The organism is Methylocystis sp. (assembly GCF_051061225.1).
Lineage (GTDB): Bacteria > Pseudomonadota > Alphaproteobacteria > Rhizobiales > Beijerinckiaceae > Methylocystis.
In genome coordinates this window covers 57,424-76,934 of the sequence record NZ_JBPFEB010000039.1, presented here as the reverse complement: position 1 = coordinate 76,934, position 19,511 = coordinate 57,424, and the positions used below count along the sequence as shown (strand labels likewise).

Sequence of the window (19,511 nt, the reverse complement as noted above, 5' to 3'; positions counted from 1 at the left end):
CCCGGATACGCCTCGCGGCCCGGCGGGCGGCGGAGCAGGAGCGACAGCTGGCGGTAGGCGACGGCTTGCTTCGAAAGGTCGTCGTAGAAGCAGAGGGCGTGGCGACCGGTGTCGCGGAAGTACTCCCCCATGGTGACGCCGGTGTCCGGCGCGAGGAACTGCAGCGGAGCCGACTCGGTCGCCGTGGCGACGACGACGATCGTGTAGCTCATCGCGTCGTACTCTTCCAACGTGCGCACGACCTGCGCGACCGTGGACTGTTTCTGCCCGATGGCGTTGTAGATGCAAACGACGCCCTTGCCGCGCTGATTGATGATCGTGTCGACGGCAACGGCCGTCTTGCCCGTCTGCCGGTCGCCGATGATGAGCTCGCGCTGGCCGCGGCCGATCGGGATCAGGGCGTCCACCGCCTTGAGGCCGGTGGCCATCGGCTCATGCACCGACTTGCGCGGAATGATGCCGGGCGCCTTCACGTCGACGCGGGCGCGGCGGGTGGCCTTGATCGGACCCTTGCCGTCGATCGGATTGCCGAGCGCGTCGACGACGCGGCCAAGCAGCTCCTTGCCGACCGGCACGTCGACGATGGCGCCGGTGCGCTTGACGGTCTGGCCTTCCTTGATCTCGCGGTCCGAGCCGAAAATGACGATGCCGACATTGTCGCTTTCGAGGTTCAACGCCATGCCGCGCACGCCGTTCTCGAATTCGACCGTCTCGCCGGCCTGCACATTGTCGAGGCCGTAGACGCGGGCGATGCCGTCGCCGACGGACAGGACCTGGCCGACCTCGGTCACCTCGGCCTCATTGCCGAAGTTGGCGATTTCGTTCTTGAGGATCGCGGAAATTTCTGCGGCGCGGATATCCATCAGCCGACCTCTTTCATGCGTGTGCGGATTGAGTTGAGCTTGGTGCGAACGGAAGCGTCGACCATGCGCGAACCGAGTTTCACGACGATGCCGCCGATGATCGACGGATCCGCGCGAACGTTGAGGCTGACCGACTTGCCGCCGGTGACCCCGGCGAGCGCCTGACGCAGCGCCGACTCATGTTCGGGGCGCAGCGGCGCGGCGACCGTCACATCGGCGCGGACCAGGCCCTTGGCCTTGTCGTGCAGCGCCTGATAGGCCGCGATCATGTCGGGGAGAACGAACAGGCGGCGCTTGGACGCCGCCAGACGAATGAAATTCGCGGCAATGCCGGAAATCCCGGCCTTGGCGAGAACGGCGTCGAGGGCCTTGACCTGTTCCTGCGCGGTGAAGACGGGGCTCTTCACCAGACGCTTGAGGTCCGCGCTCTCGTTGATGAGGCTCTGGAACGCGGCAAGCGCCGCGGCAACCTCGTCGGCGGCGTGCTTTTCCGACGCCAGTTCGTAGAGGGCGGAGGCGTATCGTCCTGCGACGCCGGAAAGCGAAACTCCGTCTTGAGCCACTTGGATCGCTCGTCAAATTTCCATCGTTATCATGCTCCGGCCACGGCGCAGAAACTGCGCGCGTTGATGGCGGTCGGCTCGATAGCGGCGGATGCTGCAGGGGCAAGGAACGAAGGCGGCAACGCCCCAGTCCCAAGGCGTGCGTCCCCTAACACAGCACATTTTGCGGCGCAACCCTGTCGGGCGCCTCGTTTTCAATCGCCGCCGCGCGCAAACGCTTCTCGCGGCTGACGCCGCAAGCCTTTCGCAACAGCGGGATGGGGGCGCCGCAAGCGGCCGAATGCGGCGAATCCCATGGGTCGAACGCCGTTACCCCGGCGCGCGCCGGCGGACCGCGCGGGCCTGTCGCCGGCCCCGCCGGAATCGGCGCCTGCGGCATTTTGACAATCGGCCCGACCAGGCGCCTTTTGCCTCCGCGCGGCCGAGACGATAGACAGGACGAAAGATCAGGGCGAAGGCTTCGGACGCCTCGCGCCGTCTCCAGGGAGGAAGCGCATGGCGCGCGCGGTTGTCGGGATTATCGGCGGTTCGGGCGTCTATGACCTGCCGGGCGCGGAGAATGTGCGGCGCGAACGCGTCTCGACGCCCTGGGGCGAGCCTTCGGACGAACTCGTCTTCGGCGAGATCGGGGGAACGCGGGCGGTGTTCCTGCCCCGCCACGGGCGCGGCCACCGGCTGGCGCCCTCTACGATCAACTACCGCGCCAATATCGACGCGCTCAAGCGCGCGGGCGTCACCGACATCATCTCGGTCTCGGCCTGCGGCTCGTTCAAGTCGCAGTTCTTTCCGGGCCTGTTCGTGCTGGTCGACCAGTTCGTCGACCGCACCTTCGGGCGTCCCTCCTCCTTCTTCGGCGACGGCTGCGTCGCCCATGTCTCCATGGCCCATCCGGTGGCGCCGAAGCTTTCGTCCCGCATCGCCAAGGCGGCGCGCGACGAGGGAATCGAGATCGCCGTCGGCGGCACGTATGTCTGCATGGAGGGGCCGCAGTTTTCGACCTACGCCGAATCGCTGCATTACAAGGCCATGGGCTATGACCTCATCGGCATGACCGCCATGCCGGAGGCCAAGCTCGCGCGCGAGGCCGAGATGTCCTACGCCACCATCGCCATGGTCACGGATTTCGACTGCTGGCACCCCGAGCACGACCATGTGGACGTAGCGTCCGTCATCGAGATCGTGCGCGGGAACGCCGCCGCCGCCGCGCGGCTCGTCGCCCGCGTGCTCAGGGATTTCCCCCGCGAACACGAGCCCTGCCCGATCGGCTCCGACCGGGCGCTCGACAATGCGATTCTCACCGCCCCCGAGGCGCGCGACCCGGAGCTGCTGAAAAAGCTCGACGCGGTGATGGCGCGGCTCAATGGAGCGAGATTTAAAGTCCCTCAGTAATACCACCAGCCGTTCCGCCACTGGCCTTGCAGGCGCAACGGCGGCGCGGGGCGGCGGGGGCCGGGGCTGGGGTGGTAGTCGCCCATATAGCTGCAACCATAGCAGCCGCCATACGCCTGTTGCGCCCCGCCCTGCGGTCCGCCGTTTTGTGTCGCGGACGGTCCCGACCATTGGCCGCCGCCGGGGCCGTAGGGTTGCGCAGACCCCGGATAGGCGCCGTACGTCCCCTGCGGCGGATAGGCCGCGCCCGGATAGATCGCCTGTGGCGGCAGAGCCTGCGCCCCGGCGGCGTAAGGGACGAGCGCGGCAAGAAGAACGACGGCGAAACGCATCTGGCGACAACCTTGGAGTTCGGCGCGCTTGAGTGTATGCACCTTCGCTGCGCCCGCCAGCGCGTTCTCAACTTAAGGTTGAGCCCGCCATAACACGCCACCAAGGGTCATTTTGATGCCGCTTCGCGCCGCCATTCGCACGATCCCCGATTATCCCAAGAAGGGCATCCTCTTCCGCGACATCACCACGCTGCTCGGCGACGCCCGCGCCTTTCGCAAGGCGGTCGACGAGCTGGTCCAGCCCTGGGCCGGCGCGAAGATCGAAAAGGTCGCGGGCATGGAGGCGCGCGGCTTCATCCTCGGCGGCGCGGTCGCCCATCAGCTCTCGTCGGGTTTCATCCCGATTCGCAAAAAAGGCAAATTGCCGCACGAAACTGTCTCGATTTCCTATGAGCTCGAATATGGGACGGACGAGATGGAGATGCATGTCGACGCCGTTCAGCCTGGCGAACGGGTCATTCTGGTAGACGATCTGATCGCCACGGGCGGCACCGCCACGGGGGCGATTCGGCTTCTGCAGAAGATGGGCGCCGAGGTCGTGGCCGCCTGTTTCGTCATCGACCTGCCGGATCTCGGCGGCGCGAAGCGGATCGAGGCGCTTGGCGTGCCGGTGCGCACGCTCGTCGCCTTCGAGGGCCATTGACGGGAGGGCGTCGCCTGGCTCAGGCTCTCGCGCCGAGAGGATAAACGCTAGCGCATGAAGCCGCGCTCCACCCACATCCTGTTCGCCGCGCTCGCCCTCGCCGCGCTCGGGCTCGGCGTCGCGGCCCTGCGATATCTGCCCGGCGCGGGCAAGACGCGCGGCGTGGCCAGGGCCGTCGCCAGCACAGCCGCGCCCCACCCGGCGGGGGGCGCCATCCTCCCCGGCTTGCGGCGGGGGCTGATCCCGCCGTCGACCGAGCCCGAATCAGCTTCGCCGACCCCGCCCCCGGCGTCTCTCGCGGCCGTCCCGCCGCTCAGGGGCGCCGAGGCGCCGGCCGCCGATGCGCCCCCGGCGGCGCAGATCGCCGCGCTGCCGTCCCCGGCGGCGCCGGCGGAGGAGGCCATTCAGGCAACCGTCTCCTTCCCGCCCGTCGCGCCGCGCCCGCCCGCGCGCCCGTCGGAACTGCAAAACGCCGGAGCCCCGCTGCCGCCGGTCCGGCCGCGCGATCTCGCCGCCGTGGCGCCCGCCCCGGAGCCGGCGACGCCCCAGCAGCAGCCCCCACAGCCGAGCCAGCCCGCCGCGCCGGCGCAAACGCCCGCGCCGGCGCCCGCGCTGTCCGGCTGGTCGTTCCAGTGGCCGCAGGCCGCGCAGCCCACGCCGGGCCATGCCGTCGCGGCCGCTCCCGCTCCGGCCCCCGCCCCCGCGGCCGCGCCGGTCTACGCCGACGTGCCGACGCCGCCCGCGCGTCCGGCGGGTCTCGATCGGCTGGCGAGCCTCTCGACCCGGGAGACGGACGCGACTGCCCCGCAGCCAGCCCCCGCGACGCAGGCGACTCCCGCCGAGGGCGCCCAGGTCGCAAGGCTCGAGGAGCCCACGCTCAAGCCGGCGCCGGACGACGCCTTTCAGTCGCCGCCGCCGAAATTCGGCATGGGCGACCCCGTCTTCGTGCGCATCTTCAAGCAGGAGGGGCAGCTCGAACTGTGGCTGAAGAAGAACGGCCGCTACGCGCTCTACAAGACCTTCCCGATCTGCAAATGGTCGGGTCGGCTTGGCCCCAAGCTGAAGGAAGCCGACTACCAGTCGCCCGAGGGCTTCTACAGCGTCTCGGCCAAGCAGCTGAATCCGCATTCGAATTATTATCGCGCCTTCAACGTCGGTTATCCCAACGCCTTCGATCGCCAGAACGGGCGCACGGGCGGCCTGGTCATGGTGCATGGCGCCTGCAAATCGGTCGGCTGCTTCGCCATGACCGACCGGGGCATCGAGGAGATTTACGGCTTCGTCGAGGCCGCGCTGCGCGCCGGGCAGAAGGAAGTCCCGGTGCACATCTTTCCCTTCCACATGACGGACGCCAATATCGCCCGTGAGACCGGGGCCAGCGGCGGCTGGCTCTCCTTCGTCAGCGGCGGCGGCGGCAATACGCAATGGGCGGGATTCTGGCGCAACCTCAAGCAGGGCCACGATCTCTTCGAGCAGAGCGGCGAACCGCCGGTCGCCTTCGCCTGCGGGGATCATTATGAATTCGACGGCGGCTCCTCGGCCTGCCGCCGCGTCGCGGGCTGGTGACGTTCAGCGGATTTTCAGGCGGCGGCGTTCAAGCTATTGTGACGCGGCGCAACTGGAGTGTCCCATGCCCTCGATCCGTTCCATTTTCCTTCTGGCCGGCGCCGTCTGCGCCCTGCTCGGCGCGCCCGCCGCGCAGGCCGGCGGCCCGAACATCGCCGTCTGCTATACTTTGCAGGAAGGCTACAACGCCTGCATCCGCGACCAACAAAGACGCGGCGGCGGCGGCGGCGGCTGGGGCGGCGGTGGGCGCGGCGGCTGGGGCGGAGGCTATGACCGCGATGACGATGACGGTTACGGCCGTGGATACGGCCGTGGCTATGGCGGCGGATGAGGCGGAGGCGGCTATGGCGGGGGCGGCTATGGGCCGCGCCGCGGCGGAAATCCGCAGGCCGCCTGCATGAACTGGCTTCTCCAGATCAAAGCGGCCGGCTGTTTCTGACAGGGTTTCGGGCGGAACGCCATGCGGGGCGAGGCTCGACGCTTCGCCCCGGAGCCGCCCGGTCTCGACGGGTTGGACAACGTCCCGTCGCGGTTGTATTTTGCGAAGGTCAAGACATTTATTGTTCGAGGGCCTTTTCATGAAAACCGGGCTGGCGGCGGCCGTTCTCATCGCAACCCTGTTGGCGTCGCTCGGCGGTTGCGACGACAAAAAGACCGCGTCGACGCCGGACGGCGCGCCGAAGGCGCAGTCCGGAGCCGGGCAGACGGAGGCCAGGGAGACCGAGGCGCTCAAGTCGGGCGTTGAGGCGGTCGTCTATGGCCTGCCGCTGGTCATGATGGACCTGACCCGGAGCAAGACCACGAATGTCGCGGCGCCGGAAGCCTTCGCCGCGCCGGTCAATCAGTTCGTCCATGTGCGCCAGTTCCCCGACGCCTCCTTCACGGACGTCGTGCGGGCCAATGTCGATACGCTCTACTCCTCCGCCTTTCTCGATCTCTCGGCAGGCCCGATCGTCCTCTCCGTGCCGGAGACGCATGGACGCTATTATCTGATGCCGATGCTGGACGCGTGGACGAATGTCTTCGCCTCGCCCGGCAAGCGCACCACGGGGACGAAGGCGGGCCATTTCGCGATTGCCGGCCCCGGCTGGGTGGGAACGCTGCCCAAGGGCGTCACCGAGATCAGGGCGCCGACCAACATGGTCTGGATCATCGGCCGCACGCAGACCAACGGGCCGAAGGATTACCCCGCGGTTCACGCCATTCAGGACGGCTACAGGCTCACGCCGCTCCCGGCCTTCGGCAAGCGCTACACGCCGCCACCCGGCGTGGTCGATCCCGCCGTCGACATGAAGACCGCGCCGGTCGACCAGTTGAAGAAGATGAGCGCCGAAGCGTTCTTCAACCGGCTGGCGACGCTGCTGAAATCCAATCCGCCGCCCGCCGCCGACGCGCCCGTGCTGGAGAAGCTGAAGGCGATCGGCGTTGTTCCGGGCGAAAAATTCGAGCCGGCGAAGCTCGATCCCGCCGTCGCCAAAGGGCTGGAGTCCTCGGTGGCGGTCGCGCTGGAGAAGCTTCAGGCGGCGTCGAAGGATGTCGGCGCCCCGGCCAATGGCTGGCGCATTCCGCCGATGATTCTGGGGAAGTTCGGCGCGGATTATGGCGCCCGCGCGGTGGTGGCGCTCGTCGGCCTCGGCGCCAATCTTCCGCAGGACGCCGTCTACCCCTCCGCCTTCGTGGACGGGTCGGGCAAGCCTCTGAACGGCGCAAACAAATATGTCGTCCATTTCGACAAGGGCGCGTTGCCGCCGGCACGCGCCTTCTGGTCGGTCACGTTGTATAATCCGGAGTCTTTCTTCGTCGCCAACCCCATCAATCGTTACGCCCTCAGTAGCTGGATGCCGCTGAAGAAGAATCCCGACGGCTCGCTCGATCTCTATGTGCAGCGCGACTCGCCGGGCAAAGCGAAGGAAGCCAATTGGCTCCCCGCCGCCGCGCAGGATTTCAGCCTGACCCTGCGCATGTATTGGCCGCAGGAAACGCCGCCGTCGATTCTCGACGGAAGCTGGAAGCCGCCGGCGGTGACGCAGGCGCCCTGACCGCAGGGAGCGGGCCTCGTCTCGCGCGGCGCCGGGGAGCGAGACGGCGTTGTCTCGCGCCATTGACAAGACCGGGCGCGCGCGCTAGGCCTTTTTTGCTTCGTCGCGGCGGTCTCGCCGCGTTTTTCTTTTTTGAAAGACGAAGCGCAACCGGTTCAACTGCCAAAAAGCCGGCCCGCGCGCCTGACGTCATGTCTTGCGCAGAAACGAGAGCCGGACACGAACACAGGAAAAAAACGATGTTCGCAGTCATCAAAACCGGCGGCAAGCAATATAGCGTGTCCGCTGGAGACATTATCACGGTCATGGCGCTCGATGGCGCGCCGGGCGACAAGATCACCTTCGACGAGGTGCTGATGATCGGGGGCGACTCCCCCAGGATCGGCGCGCCCACGGTGGCCGGCGCCACGGTGTCGGGCGAAATCGTCGAGCAGGCGCGCAGCCCCAAGTCGATCGCCTTCAAGAAGCGCCGCCGCCAGAACTCCAAGCGCAAGCGCGGCCATCGCCAGGACTTGACGCTGGTCAAGATTCTCGCGATCTAATCACCGGAATTCGTCAGGGCGGTCTCAGGATCGCTGACAAAGGAACAAGCGGAGCACCAAAATGGCTCACAAGAAAGCGGGCGGCTCGTCGCGCAACGGCCGCGACTCGGACGGCCGGCGCCTCGGCGTCAAGAAATTCGGCGGCGAATCCGTTCTCGCCGGCAACATCATCATTCGCCAGCGCGGGACCAAATGGCATCCCGGCCGCAACATCGGCATGGGCAAGGACCACACGCTCTTCGCCCTCGTCAACGGCGTCGTAGAATTCCACTCGGTCCGCGGACGCTCCAGCGTTTCCGTGGTTCCGGCGGCGCAGGCCGCAGAGTAAGGCGGACGGATCGCAAGCGACCCGCCGCCGGCCATTTCCCCGGCGGGCAGGTCGTTTGAGAGACCCGCGCAAGGAGCGAAACGCTCCAGAGCGAATGTCCGGAAAAGGCCCGCGAGGGCTCGAAGGGGGAAGCGGCCGCCGTTTCCCCCTTTGTCGCGTCCGGGGCCGTTTTCGGTCTTTCGCTCGGAGTTCCTGATGTTTCCCGAGATTACTCACGACGACGTTTTCAGGCTGGAAACAGAGCGGATGTGGCTGCGCTGGCCCCGCCTCTCGGACGTCGCGGCCTTCACCCGGCTGGCCGGCGATCCGGACGTCGCCACCAGAACGGCCAATATTCCCCACCCCTACAATGTGCGGGACGCTGAGCAGTTCATCCGTCGCGCCCGCGCCGAAAATGAGTCGGGCCACGGGTTGATTCTGGCGCTGGCGCCGAAGGGCGCCCCCAATGAGGCGATCGGCGTGATCGGCGCCCATGGCTCGGACTTTCGCGGCACGGCGCTGCTGGGCTATTGGCTGGGCCGCCCCTACTGGGGCCAGGGGATGATGACGGAGGCCGCGCGCGGCTTCGTGGATCTGATCTTCGGCGTGACCTCGCTGGGGGAAATCGTCTGCGACTCCCTGCCCGACAATCTCGCGTCGCGGCGGGTGCAGGAGAAGCTCGGCTTCACATCCCTCGGCGAGATCGAGATCGAGGCGCCGGCGCGCGGCGGCCGCATGACGGTTTCGCGCACGCGCCTCTCACGCGGCGCCGCGCATACCGCCTTCGGCGCGCGCCGCCCGAAATTCACGTCCACATGAGTCGCGCATGAAGTTTCTGGATCAGGCAAAAATCTACGTGCGCTCGGGCGACGGCGGCGCGGGCTGCGTCTCCTTCCGGCGCGAGAAATTCATCGAATTCGGCGGGCCGGACGGCGGCGACGGCGGCCGTGGCGGCGACGTCGTGGCGGAATGCGTCGAGGGGCTCAACACGCTCATCGACTACCGCTACCAGCAGCATTTCAAGGCCAAGACCGGCATGCATGGCATGGGCAAGAACCGCGCCGGCGGGCGCGGCGCCGACGCCGTGCTGAAGGTTCCGGTCGGCACGCAGATCTTCGAGGAAGACGGCGAGACGCTCATCGCCGATCTCACCGAGGCCGGCCAGCGCGTGGTGATCTGCAAGGGCGGCAATGGCGGCTTCGGCAACGCCCATTTCACCACCTCGACGAACCGCGCCCCGCGCCGCGCCAATCCGGGCCTGGCGGGCGAGGAGCGCACCCTCCTGCTGCGCCTCAAGCTCATCGCCGACGCCGGCCTCGTCGGCCTGCCCAACGCCGGCAAGTCGACGTTTCTCGCGAGCGTCACGGCGGCGAAGCCCAAGATCGCCGATTATCCCTTCACCACGCTGCATCCGGGGCTGGGCGTCGTGCGCCGCGACGGGCGGGAGTTCGTGCTGGCGGATATTCCCGGCCTGATCGAAGGCGCCCATGAGGGCCATGGCCTCGGCGACCGGTTTCTCGGCCATGTGGAGCGCTGCCGCGTGCTGCTGCATCTGATCGACGCGACCGGCGAACACGCCGGCAAGGACTACAAGATCGTGCGCGGGGAACTCGCCGCCTATGGCGCGGGTCTCGACGAGAAGCTTGAAATCGTGGCGCTGTCGAAAATCGACGCCGCCGATCCGGAGCATCTCAAGAAGCAGCGCGAACGCCTCAAACGCGCCATGGCCAGCGCCGGGCCTCAAGCCGAGGCGCGCGGGCCGCTGCTGACGCTCTCCGCCGCGACGGGCGCCGGCGTCACCGAGGCGCTGCGCGCCGTCGGATCGGCCATCGACGCCTCGCGCGCCGAAGAGGGCGTCGCCACGGCGCCGGCCGAGTGGCGGCCGTAATCGACTCGCGACGAGATGACTCCGCCGTGATCCGCTGGCGCCATTGACGTTCCAGGGGGCAGTGACTAGCTTTGGAACGCCATGACCCCTGCCAGCGAAAGAAGACGGCATTGCGGCTCGACAGCGGCGACGCTGCTCGTCGCCTATCTGCTGATTCTGCAGGGGCTTGCGGCGGGCGCCGTCACCAGCGCGCGCGGCGCCGCGCTCTTCTCCGACGCCATCTGTCTGAGCAAGGCTTCGGGTCCGGCTGACGGAGGCCCTGGCGCCCCGATCCGCCCGTCCCGCCACGGCGACGCCGTTTGCTGCGTCTTCCATTGCGCGTCCATGGGCGGCGCGACGGCCCCCTCGCCCTTCGTGGGCGAGACGCCCCCGGCGCTGTCCTATATCGCCGCCAAGCTCGCCTTCGAGCATGCGCTGAGGGGTTCCGAGGCGGCGACCCCGCCGCTCGGCTCCCGCGCGCCCCCCGCCCTCGCCTGAAAGCCTGCCGCGCCAAGCGGCGTGAATGGTCTCGCCCACGTGGCGAGACTTGGCTTTGGACTGCGTTTCCAGAGATCCGGCTATCGTCAACACGCCGACGCTGGGCCTGCGGGCCCCGCGCATCACTCCCGTTGGGGGTCTGGAGCGCTTTGGGGTGACGTTATTCTTATGGAACAGAAAACCGAACGGACGCGGAAGACGGTCAGGACCGTCGCCCGTCTCTCGTCGCGCGAGCGTCGCTGCTCGCAAAACGGCAAGCTGACCGCGCCTGCCGCGGGCTCGATCCGCCTTGGCGCGCAGAAGGGCGTCGTCGAGGTGGTGGAGATGTATTTCGACGCGGCGGGCCGTCCCATCAAGCGCAAGGGGCTGGGCGCGGCCCGCGTCGAGACCGCCTATGACGCGCAGGGCAATCAGGTCGAGGAGGCCTATTTCAACGCCGACGGCAAGCCGACGGCGCCCGATGAAGTGGGCGCGGCCCGCATCGCCTGGCGCTACGACGCCGCCGGGCGCCGCGTCGAAACCGCCTTTTACGGGGCCGACGGCGCGCTGGTGCCCCAGCCCGCCGGCCAGAAGCACGGCGCTTGAGGCAGCCTGCGATCCCCCTCCCGTGAACAGGGAGGGGGCCGGAGGCGGCAAGGACGCGTTACTGCGTCACCCTCGCGATCAGGAAGCCGTCCCAGCCCTTGGAACCGACCGTCTGGATGGCGGTCGCCGCCACGCGCGGCTCCGCGGCCACGGCGTCGAACAGCCTGCGCGCGCCGAGTCCGCCGTCGTCGCGAGCGGCGGGGTCCGCGACCGCGCCCTCCCGCACGACATTGTCCACCACGATCAGCGCGCCCGGCCGCGACAGTTTGAGCGCCCAGTTGAAATAGGCGGCGTTGTTGGCCTTGTCGGCGTCGATGAAGGAGAGGTCGAAAGGCGCGCCCCCCTCGGCTTCGAGCTGCGGCAAAATGTCGAGGGCGGCCCCGACGCGCAACTCGACCTTATCGGCCAGCGCCTCTCGGGCGATATTGGCGCGCGCGACCTCGGCGTGTCGCGGCTCGAACTCAATGGTGACGACCCGGCCGCCTTCGGGAAGCGCCCGCGCGAGCCAGATCGTCGAGTAGCCGCCGAGCGCGCCGATTTCGAGAATCCGTCTGGCGCCAATGGCGGAGGCGAGCAAATTGAGGAATTTCCCCTGAGGCGCGGAAACGTCGATCGCCGGAAGGCGCGCGGCGTGATTGGCGTCGAGGGTGGCCTGCTGGCGCTCGTTAAGGGACAGCAGCCGATCGACGATGTAACGGTCGACGGCGGACGGGTCGGTGGTCATCGTCATCCTCATCCTCTCGCTCATCCTCCCGCGCGGCAGCTTGGCGCAGGGTCTGCGATACCAATTGACCTCCAGCGCTTCTTCGTGCGAAGTGCCGCCGTTCGCGCTCATCGAGATGAGCGGAACAGGGAAGGCTTGATGGCCGCATTTCTCAAGCCTCAGTCTCCCTGTGGCCGACAATGACGAACATCATGCCGAAATTTATGGGAGCGAAACAGATGATCAAGCTTGCTTTGACCACGGCCGCGGCTGTCGTCGCCTTCAGCGCGTCGGCTTTTGCCGCGAACTACAGCGTCACCGAAATTTCGACTTCCGGCATCAAGCGCGCCAATGGCACCTGGACGCTCACGACGGACGGCGACAAGGTCAGCGGCAAGGCCGACCTGCAGCTCGATAACGGCAAGCCCGTCACCTACAAGATCGCCGGCAAGGTCGAAGGCGGCGTCTACACGCTCAACCTCACCGACCGCACCGACGACAAGAAGGATTGCGTCTGGACCGGCAAGCCCAACGAAAAGGGCAACGTCTTCGAAGGCCCGGTCACCTGCGGCAGCGAGAAGTTCGTGATCCGCGCCGGCGCGCAATAAGAAGCCGCCGCTTGTAGCCAAGTTCAAACGCCGGCCCTCGGGCCGGCGTTTTAATTTGAGCCCCCGCGCCTGTTTTTTTGCAGCGCACGCAGCGGTTTCAACCGGCTGTTAACCAAATTTGTGTCTGGCGACGCTTTGCCCGCATGCTATACCTTTACGCGCAGGTTAACCGCATGCGTAGTTATCCGCGCAAAGTTTTTTGAGCTGCGGCTTCGTCCCGGGGTGTCTTCATGCGCGTCACAAAAGTTCCGAGCCCGTTTCCCGTGTTGGCGTCGATCGGGATGGCGGCCTCGCTGCTCGCCTCCTGCAACTCGGCGGGCCCGGCGGTGGACCCCGGCGTTCAGGGCGGCGTGCCCGCCATTCCCTCGACCATTTCTCCCGACGGACTCGTCGGCCGCTGGGGCGTCGCCGCCTATCACCGCGACAGCGATCGCCCGCGCACGGAGGGCGAAGCGCGCCGCCAGTGCAACAACGCCTATACGATCAAGCGCGGCCCCAATGGCGGCGTGATGATGCATCTCGCCGACGAGGCGGAAATTCAGGAGCTGGTGCTGAAAGGCAGCCCGAGCGGCGTGACCTATCTCGGCCTGCCCGGCCCCGCCGCGACGGCGAGCGACCGTGAAATTGTCACAATTAGTGACAACTCCTTCACTGTGAAATGGGTGAGCCCGGACAATTCCACCCGCTACGGGACGATGGTCTATATCCGCTGCTCCTGAGGCCGGGACCGGCGTCAGGCCAGGAGCGGGGTCGGGCCAGGAGCGGGATCGGGCCAGGAGCGGCGTCCGCGCCGGTTTGTTCGGGCCTCTCCCGAAAAAGGAGTGATGATGGCATTCGCACGGACGATACTCCGGCGCCTGATGATCGCATCATCGGCGCTGTGTCTTCTGGGCTTCGCCGGCGCCGCGCAGGCGGCGGGCGCCCAGGAAGACGAAATGCAGATCGACGATCAGCCCGGCTATGAGCCGAGCCCCGAGGAGGAGAACCTCTCCGGCCCCTTCGAGCGGCAGGTCGTTTTCTTCCGCACCACCGAGGCGCCGGGCACCATCGTCGTGCACACGGCGGACCGTTACCTTTATCTCGTGCAGGACAACAATCGCGCGATCCGCTACGGCATCGGCGTGGGGCGCGACGGCTTCCAATGGGCCGGCATGCACAAGATCAGCCGCAAGCAGGAATGGCCGGACTGGCGCCCGCCGCCGGAAATGATCCAGCGCCAGCCCTATCTGCCCCGCTTCATGGCGGGCGGTCCCGGCAATCCGATGGGCGCGCGCGCGCTCTACATCGGCACGACGGTCTATCGCATCCATGGCACGAACCAGCCGCAGACCATCGGCCACGCCGTGTCGTCGGGCTGCTTCCGCCTCGTGAACAATGACGTGATCGATCTCTTCAGTCGCGTTCCGGTCGGAACCAAGATCGTCGTCAAACAGGCCGCCGATCTTTGATTTTCAGTATCCCCAATCAAAAAGAGGTCGTTATGCGCCTTTTCCACAAACGCGTGCGCGCGTTGCTCCCCCTGTTGACGGCCTCTTTCTGCATTCTTGCGGCCGCCGCGCAAGCGTCCACGCTCGATAAGGTCAAGGAGCGGGGCAAGCTCGTCTGCGGCGTCAGCAGCGGCATCCTCGGCTTCTCCATCGCCGACGACAAGGGCAAATGGTCGGGCTTCGACGTCGACTTCTGCCGCGCCGTCGCCTCGGCGATCTTCGGCGATCCCAACAAGGTCGACTATGTGCCCGTCGCGGCCGATCAGCGCTTCGAGGCGCTGAAGTCCGACAAGTTCGATCTGCTCTCGCGCAACTCCACCTGGGCGTTCTCGAATGAAGTCGAGCAGGGACTCGTCTTCGCGGGCGTCACCTATTACGACGGCCAGGGATTTCTCGTGCCCAAGAGCCGCAAGGTCACCTCGGCGCTCGAACTCGACGGCAGCAAGGTCTGCGTGAAGGCCGGCACCACGACCGAAGCCAATGTCGCCGACTTCTTCAAGCAGAACCACATGAAGTTCGAGCCGGTCCGCTTCGAGCTTCTGCCGGATCTTCTGAAGGCCTATGACGGCGGCAAATGCGACGTCATCAGCAGCGACGTCTCGCAGTTGCACGCCAACCGGCTCGAACTGAAGAAGCCAAATGACAATATCATTCTCGCCGATGTGATCTCCAAGGAGCCGCTCGGGCCGGTCGTGCGTCAGGGCGACGATCAGTGGCTCAACATCGTCAAATGGGTGAATTTCGCCATGCTCAACGCCGAGGAGCTCGGCATTGCGAGCAATAATGTCGAGGACGCCAAGAAGTCCCAGAAACCCGCCGTCCGCCGCTTCGTCGGCGCCGAAGGCGACATCGGCAAGCATCTCGGCCTGTCGTCCGACTGGGCGGTCAACATCGTCAAGAATGTCGGCAATTACGGCGAGACCCTCGAACGCAACGTCGGCCGCAAATCCAAACTCGGCATCGCGCGCGGCCTCAACCAGTTGTGGAGCATGGGCGGCATCCAATATGCGCCGCCCCTGCGATAGTCCCGCGCGCCCCAATACACGCGGCCCTGATCAGGCCGCGTGATCCTCCCAGCGCAGGAAGGCCGGCGCGGCGAGGGCCGCCTGCGCAGCGGCGTCCGCCGTCTCGCGGGGCGCCGTCTGCGTTCCGACATTGACCGCCGCCGCCACGGCCGGAGCGGCGATCTTGCGGTAATGCCGCAGCAGCCGATCCTGCGCCTGCGCCTCCAGACTCGCGCAGGCCAATTCCCTCGCTTTCGACTTCCACATGACGAACTCCTGACGTTGAGGACGGGTTGACAGCGCCTATTCCGCCGCCGCGGGGGAATGGAGCGGAACCATGCTCGAGCGCGAGGCGTCGGCCGGACCGTGTATTCCGAGCACGGCGTGATGCGCGGCGCTGGCGGTGTCGAAGAGATTTCGCTCCAGCAGGCTGAAGGAACGCCGCGTGGCGTAAAAGCGATAGCCCTCGGCCTCGCGTATGACCAGGCCGACCGTATCCTGCTCGATTTCAATCAGATAGGCGTGCGACATGTCGCTTCCTCGCAATGCTGCGGCGGGGCGTCTCTTCTCCGGCCCCGGATGAGGCCGGTGACGCCAAACTGCCCGCCAAAATCGCTGTCATTGGGACAGCCGGGCGACAACCCAATGCAAAGTTCTGTTTGGGTAAAATTTTCATCAACGCCGAAAGCCGGCGTTAACCCCGGCGGCCGTTCCGCCGCGTCTCGCGCGCGGGCCGGCGTCGGCGGTCACGCGGGCGGCCGACGCGCCGTCACTCGCCCATCGCCACTAGCCGCCCGACGAATTGGCCGGCGTCTCCGGTCGCCGCCGCCTTGCCCGCGCCGGAGGGCGTCACGAAGCCGGTCACCATCGCGGCCAGAGCCAAAGCGATGACCATGTAAAGCGAGACCCGGAACTGGCGCCGGGCTGATTCTCCGTGGAGGGCGGAAGAGGACGCGTCTGACATGGGCTTGCTCCTTGTGGGCAATTGACGCGCCAACCCTAGCGACGAGCCGGCCCCGCGAATGTGCGGTCGCGCACGCGCCCTATCGGGGCGCCCCGCCGCGCATGCCCGTGCTGCCGGCGCCGCTCCCGACGCCCCTGTCCAGACCCGAACCGAAATTGCCGATCGCATCCGACCCGCCCGCGCCGGAGCGCCCCGCGCCGCCCGAATCCGGCGCGCGCGTCCCATTCTGTCCTGTGGCGCCGGCGCTTTCGGAAGCGCTCCCGCTCGGGGCGGGGGCCTTGCCCGCGACGGGAACATTGGCGCCTTCCGCATGCGCGGCTGAGAGACCTGCGGCGACAAGCGCCGCCGCGAAAGGAAGAGGACACCGCCGCATTTTTTCCTCCTGCCCCGCCAGGAGCAGGCAGATAGTCGGCGCCCGGCCGTGGTCAATCGGAGTCCCGAGTCAGCGGCGATTCTAGGCGCATGCGCAAGAAGCCTAGGCCGCCGCCGCCTCGCGACGGCGCGCCAGGCGGATCGCCAGCGCCGCGCTGCCGGCGAGGAGGCAGACGCCGATGAGCCATCCGTCAGCGGCGCGGGCGGGGGCCTCGGGCGCAGGCAATGTGGCGGCGGTCGCGGGTTTGGGTCCCGGCGGCTCCCCGGCCGCAATGATTGGGGGCGGCGGCGGCGCGAGCGCCTGCGTCACCCGGGCAACGGCCGCCGCGAGCGCCGGATCGGCGCGCCCGAGCGCCTGCGCCTGCCGGTAATCCTCGAGGCTCTCGGCCAGACGGCCCGCAAGCTCATAGGCGAGGCCGCGCAACTGAAAGGCGAGCGCGTCGCCGGGATCGAGGCGGATGGCGCGGCTGAAATCGCCGATGGCGTAGTCGAAGGCGCCAAGCTCCGCGAAGGCGGCGCCGCGTCGCAGGAACACGGCCGTCTGCCTGTGAAACTTCTGGAGGACCGCCGTGCAGGCCGACACCGCGTCCCATGGCGAAATGGCTTCGCTCAGGCAGGAGGCGCGGACAAAACCCAGCCGCGCCGCCGAGGCGTTGTCGGCGACAAGGAGCAACATCACGCCAAGGAGAAGCGCACGGGCGTTTCGCATGTGATGGTCTCGTCGGGCGGGGCGACGCCCCACGCCGATGCTGCGTCGACATTCCCTTGCAAATTCTTAACCAGCCGGCCGCGATGTCAAGCCTGTCCGGTTTCTCTCACCCGTCCGGAAACAGGCTCTCCAGCGCGCGCAGCGTGGTTTCCAGGATGAGAAAGACCATCGCCCCCAAAGCGGCGCAGATCCCGCCGATCCGGGCGACGGCGGGGAGGCCCCGTTCGGCGGTGTAATCGCCGAGATGGCCGTGGATGTGCCCCGCCAGCAGAAGGGCGGCGACCGCCGAGGCGGCCAAAACGCCGGGGCGGAATGTCTTCCCACGATCGCGCATGGGCGCTTTTCTCCCTTTTCCCTTTTTGCCGCGGCGCGCTTGAGCGCCGTGAACGCACATGACACACCGGCGCGACCGGGGCCTCAAAGGCCAAAATCGGCCAGGAAGCGACGAAAGGCGCGAAGCCGCCAAAAAAAAGCGTGAGCCTTTCTTTTCGACCCCCGGCGGCCCCCGGGCGGGCGCGTGACCTCCTGCCGCTCCCGGAAGCGCTTGCAACTCTCTGGCGAAGGCGGGATAAGCTTTGGCGAGATCGTACAGGCCCGCTCATGTTCAAGGACATTTCGGACACAAGCAGGCTCGCCGGGCCTGGCCCGTCCGGCTCAGGGGGTCGACCCGGCCGCCACATTCTTCCCTCGAAGCTCCCGGAAAGACGTCATGCACGATAGCGTCGTAAAGATTTTCATCGGTTACGATCCGGTCGAAAGCGTCGCCTGGCATACGATGGCGCATTCCATTCTCGCGCGCAGCAGCCGGCCCGTCGCGATTGTTCCCGTCAACATCGCCAATCTGCGCGGCGTCTACACGCGCGAGCGCGACCCCAAGCAGTCAAACGAATTTTCCTTCACGCGCTTCCTCGTGCCGCATCTGAGCAATTATCAGGGTCACGCGCTCTTCTTCGATTGCGACATGCTGCTGCGGACGGACGTCTGCGAGATTCTCGACGTGCTGGCGCAGCAGCCGGACAAGGCGGTCTATGTCGTCAAACACGACTACGACCCCAAGTGCGAGATCAAATATCTCAACACGGTTCAGCACAAATACCCGCGCAAGAACTGGTCGTCGGTCGTGCTGTGGAACTGCGGCCATCCCAAGAACCGGAAGGTCACGCCGGACTTCGTGAATACGGCGACGCCGATGGAGCTGCACCGCTTCCTCTGGCTCGACGACGAGGAGATCGGCGACCTCAATGTGCGCTGGAACTGGCTCGTCGGCGAATATGACGAACCGCCGGCGGATGTGAAGAACGTCCACTGGACGATCGGCGGCCCCTACTTCACCGAATACAGCGACGTTGATTTCTCCGACGAGTGGCGCACCGAAAACAGGAAGATGGCCTTCTGCCTCCAGCGCGATCAGGTCGAAGCCGCCAAGAAATGAATCATCTCGAAAACGCGCTGAACACGCTGGAGATCGAGATCAGGGCGCTGGCCGCCGCCAGGCGGACTCTCGGACAGTCGTTCAGCGATCTCGTCGAGCTCATCCGCGCGCGCCCGCCGCACGGACGCGTCGTCGTCATGGGCGTCGGCAAGTCGGGGCATGTCGCCAACAAGATCGCCGCGACGCTCGCAAGCACCGGAACGCCGGCCTTTTTCGTGCACCCCGCCGAGGCCGGCCACGGCGATCTGGGCATGATCACGCAGGCCGACATCGTGCTGGCGCTCTCGCAGTCCGGGCAGACGGACGAGCTGTTGCGCATTCTTCCCTATTTCAAGCGCCATGGCGTCAAGCTGGCGGCGATGACCGGCGGCCTCGCCTCCGACCTCGCGCGCCACGCCGAACTGGTGATCGACACCTCCGTGCCCGAGGAAGCCTGTCCGCTCGGGCTGGCGCCGACATCGAGCACCACGCTCGCGCTCGCGCTCGGCGACGCGCTCGCCATCTGCCTGCTCAAGGCCAATGGCTTCACGCGCGACGATTTCGCGCGCACCCATCCGCATGGAAAGCTCGGCCGCAGCCTGCTCGTGACCATCGCGGATGTGATGACCCCCTTCGATCAGGCGCCCGTCACCGACGCCAAAGCGTCGGTCAAGGAGGGTCTGTTTCTCATGTCCAGGGGCGGCATGGGGTTCCTCATCATCGCCGATCACGACAGAGCGGCCGTGGGCGTTTTCACCGACGGCGATCTCCGGCGCTGCCTGGACCGCGACCTGGACATCAAGAGCGCGGCCCTCGAGGAGGTGATGATCCGGAACTTCGCGTCCATCGAGCCGGACAAGCTCGCGGTCGAGGCGGTGAATCTCATGGAGAATCAGAAGATTTCGGCCTTGCCGGTCATCGACGGGAACAGACGCGTCGTCGGCGCCGTCAACATGCGCCAATTGCTGCGCGCCGGCATCATCTGACCAACCCGCCCATACGATCCTGTCTCCAGCCTGGCAATGGCCGCGCGGTGGAAATCCGGGTTGCAGGATCGGG

The 19,511-nt window shown here is 67.0% G+C and carries 26 protein-coding genes and 1 pseudogene; 17 read left to right on the top strand and 10 right to left on the bottom strand.

Annotated features, from left to right (window positions below):
* Both ACR652_RS08345 and ACR652_RS08340 read right to left on the bottom strand, forming a co-directional pair.
* Positions 1–863: pseudogene (locus tag ACR652_RS08345) on the bottom strand (F0F1 ATP synthase subunit alpha); the annotation flags it as partial.
* Entirely contained in the window at positions 863–1,426 is a 564-nt protein-coding gene (locus ACR652_RS08340; RefSeq protein WP_434506051.1) for a F0F1 ATP synthase subunit delta, read from the bottom strand. The gene ACR652_RS08340 and the pseudogene ACR652_RS08345, both read right to left, overlap by 1 nt.
* 495 nt (positions 1,427–1,921) lie before the next feature.
* On the opposite strand from ACR652_RS08340, the gene ACR652_RS08335 reads away from it, so the two are divergent.
* Positions 1,922–2,815, top strand: coding sequence for an S-methyl-5'-thioadenosine phosphorylase (locus tag ACR652_RS08335; protein WP_434506050.1), 894 nt, complete (start codon positions 1,922–1,924; stop codon positions 2,813–2,815).
* Here ACR652_RS08335 and ACR652_RS08330 read toward each other — a convergent pair.
* Entirely contained in the window at positions 2,809–3,147 is a 339-nt protein-coding gene (locus ACR652_RS08330) for a hypothetical protein (protein ID WP_434506049.1), read from the bottom strand. The two genes, ACR652_RS08335 and ACR652_RS08330, sit on opposite strands and share 7 nt — an antisense overlap.
* Positions 3,148–3,262: 115 nt before the next feature.
* Between ACR652_RS08330 and ACR652_RS08325 the strand changes: the two genes are divergently transcribed.
* The 10 genes from ACR652_RS08325 (at position 3,263) to ACR652_RS08280 (ending at position 11,194) form a co-directional block, all read left to right on the top strand.
* Positions 3,263–3,790 (top strand): adenine phosphoribosyltransferase, encoded by a 528-nt coding sequence (locus tag ACR652_RS08325; protein WP_434506048.1) that lies wholly within the window; start codon positions 3,263–3,265, stop codon positions 3,788–3,790.
* Positions 3,791–3,844: 54 nt separating this feature from the next.
* A complete protein-coding gene (locus ACR652_RS08320; protein WP_434506047.1) occupies positions 3,845–5,356 on the top strand; it encodes a L,D-transpeptidase family protein in 1,512 nt (503 codons plus the stop codon).
* 64 nt (positions 5,357–5,420) lie between these two features.
* Positions 5,421–5,687, top strand: a complete 267-nt coding sequence (locus tag ACR652_RS08315; protein WP_434506046.1) for a hypothetical protein — start codon at positions 5,421–5,423, stop codon at positions 5,685–5,687.
* Between the two features lie 247 nt (positions 5,688–5,934).
* Complete coding sequence (locus ACR652_RS08310) at positions 5,935–7,395, top strand: DUF1254 domain-containing protein (protein ID WP_434506045.1); 1,461 nt, start codon at positions 5,935–5,937, stop codon at positions 7,393–7,395.
* A 239-nt stretch (positions 7,396–7,634) separates the two neighbouring features.
* Positions 7,635–7,937, top strand: coding sequence for a 50S ribosomal protein L21 (rplU, locus tag ACR652_RS08305; RefSeq protein ID WP_434506044.1), 303 nt, complete (start codon positions 7,635–7,637; stop codon positions 7,935–7,937).
* Positions 7,938–7,998: 61 nt separating this feature from the next.
* The gene (rpmA, locus tag ACR652_RS08300; protein WP_434506043.1) at positions 7,999–8,265 is read left to right on the top strand and encodes a 50S ribosomal protein L27; all 267 of its coding nucleotides are present in this window, start codon (positions 7,999–8,001) and stop codon (positions 8,263–8,265) included.
* Between the two features lie 195 nt (positions 8,266–8,460).
* Positions 8,461–9,063 (top strand): GNAT family N-acetyltransferase, encoded by a 603-nt coding sequence (locus ACR652_RS08295; RefSeq protein ID WP_434506042.1) that lies wholly within the window; start codon positions 8,461–8,463, stop codon positions 9,061–9,063.
* A 7-nt stretch (positions 9,064–9,070) separates the two neighbouring features.
* The gene (obgE, locus tag ACR652_RS08290) at positions 9,071–10,132 is read left to right on the top strand and encodes a GTPase ObgE (protein WP_434506041.1); all 1,062 of its coding nucleotides are present in this window, start codon (positions 9,071–9,073) and stop codon (positions 10,130–10,132) included.
* Between the two features lie 81 nt (positions 10,133–10,213).
* A complete protein-coding gene (locus ACR652_RS08285; RefSeq protein WP_434506040.1) occupies positions 10,214–10,609 on the top strand; it encodes a DUF2946 family protein in 396 nt (131 codons plus the stop codon).
* A 168-nt stretch (positions 10,610–10,777) separates the two neighbouring features.
* Positions 10,778–11,194 carry a hypothetical protein gene (locus tag ACR652_RS08280; protein WP_434506039.1) on the top strand — a complete coding sequence of 139 codons (417 nt, stop codon included), beginning with the start codon at positions 10,778–10,780 and terminating at the stop codon, positions 11,192–11,194.
* A gap of 58 nt (positions 11,195–11,252) precedes the next feature.
* Here the strand turns inward: ACR652_RS08280 and ACR652_RS08275 are convergent, their stop codons facing one another.
* Positions 11,253–11,918 carry an O-methyltransferase gene (locus ACR652_RS08275; protein WP_434506054.1) on the bottom strand — a complete coding sequence of 222 codons (666 nt, stop codon included), beginning with the start codon at positions 11,916–11,918 and terminating at the stop codon, positions 11,253–11,255.
* Positions 11,919–12,136: 218 nt separating this feature from the next.
* On the opposite strand from ACR652_RS08275, the gene ACR652_RS08270 reads away from it, so the two are divergent.
* The 4 genes from ACR652_RS08270 (at position 12,137) to ACR652_RS08255 (ending at position 15,017) form a co-directional block, all read left to right on the top strand.
* A complete protein-coding gene (locus ACR652_RS08270; protein WP_434506038.1) occupies positions 12,137–12,505 on the top strand; it encodes a hypothetical protein in 369 nt (122 codons plus the stop codon).
* 230 nt (positions 12,506–12,735) lie between these two features.
* Positions 12,736–13,224: a hypothetical protein gene (locus tag ACR652_RS08265; RefSeq protein ID WP_434506037.1), complete on the top strand. Its 489-nt coding sequence runs from the start codon at positions 12,736–12,738 to the stop codon at positions 13,222–13,224.
* Between the two features lie 141 nt (positions 13,225–13,365).
* Positions 13,366–13,953 (top strand): L,D-transpeptidase, encoded by a 588-nt coding sequence (locus ACR652_RS08260; protein WP_434506036.1) that lies wholly within the window; start codon positions 13,366–13,368, stop codon positions 13,951–13,953.
* A 32-nt stretch (positions 13,954–13,985) separates the two neighbouring features.
* Positions 13,986–15,017 (top strand): amino acid ABC transporter substrate-binding protein, encoded by a 1,032-nt coding sequence (locus ACR652_RS08255; RefSeq protein ID WP_434506035.1) that lies wholly within the window; start codon positions 13,986–13,988, stop codon positions 15,015–15,017.
* Between the two features lie 30 nt (positions 15,018–15,047).
* On the opposite strand, the gene ACR652_RS08250 is transcribed toward ACR652_RS08255, so the two are convergent.
* The 6 genes from ACR652_RS08250 to ACR652_RS08225 all read right to left on the bottom strand — a co-directional run bounded on the left by ACR652_RS08250 (position 15,048) and on the right by ACR652_RS08225 (position 17,375).
* A complete protein-coding gene (locus tag ACR652_RS08250) occupies positions 15,048–15,263 on the bottom strand; it encodes a hypothetical protein (RefSeq protein ID WP_434506034.1) in 216 nt (71 codons plus the stop codon).
* A gap of 36 nt (positions 15,264–15,299) precedes the next feature.
* Positions 15,300–15,527 carry a hypothetical protein gene (locus ACR652_RS08245; protein WP_434506033.1) on the bottom strand — a complete coding sequence of 76 codons (228 nt, stop codon included), beginning with the start codon at positions 15,525–15,527 and terminating at the stop codon, positions 15,300–15,302.
* A 238-nt stretch (positions 15,528–15,765) separates the two neighbouring features.
* On the bottom strand, positions 15,766–15,960 hold the full coding sequence (locus ACR652_RS08240; protein WP_434506032.1) for a hypothetical protein: 195 nt from the start codon (positions 15,958–15,960) through the stop codon (positions 15,766–15,768).
* A 79-nt stretch (positions 15,961–16,039) separates the two neighbouring features.
* Positions 16,040–16,333, bottom strand: coding sequence for a hypothetical protein (locus ACR652_RS08235; RefSeq protein ID WP_434506031.1), 294 nt, complete (start codon positions 16,331–16,333; stop codon positions 16,040–16,042).
* A 102-nt stretch (positions 16,334–16,435) separates the two neighbouring features.
* On the bottom strand, positions 16,436–17,041 hold the full coding sequence (locus ACR652_RS08230; RefSeq protein ID WP_434506030.1) for a tetratricopeptide repeat protein: 606 nt from the start codon (positions 17,039–17,041) through the stop codon (positions 16,436–16,438).
* 106 nt (positions 17,042–17,147) lie between these two features.
* On the bottom strand, positions 17,148–17,375 hold the full coding sequence (locus ACR652_RS08225) for a hypothetical protein (RefSeq protein ID WP_434506029.1): 228 nt from the start codon (positions 17,373–17,375) through the stop codon (positions 17,148–17,150).
* A 375-nt stretch (positions 17,376–17,750) separates the two neighbouring features.
* Between ACR652_RS08225 and ACR652_RS08220 the strand changes: the two genes are divergently transcribed.
* Together ACR652_RS08220 and ACR652_RS08215 are read left to right on the top strand one after the other, a co-directional pair.
* A complete protein-coding gene (locus ACR652_RS08220; RefSeq protein ID WP_434506028.1) occupies positions 17,751–18,473 on the top strand; it encodes a glycosyltransferase in 723 nt (240 codons plus the stop codon).
* The gene (locus ACR652_RS08215) at positions 18,470–19,438 is read left to right on the top strand and encodes a KpsF/GutQ family sugar-phosphate isomerase (RefSeq protein ID WP_434506027.1); all 969 of its coding nucleotides are present in this window, start codon (positions 18,470–18,472) and stop codon (positions 19,436–19,438) included. Before ACR652_RS08220 ends, ACR652_RS08215 begins: the two co-directional genes overlap by 4 nt.
* Positions 19,439–19,511 lie beyond the last annotated feature (73 nt).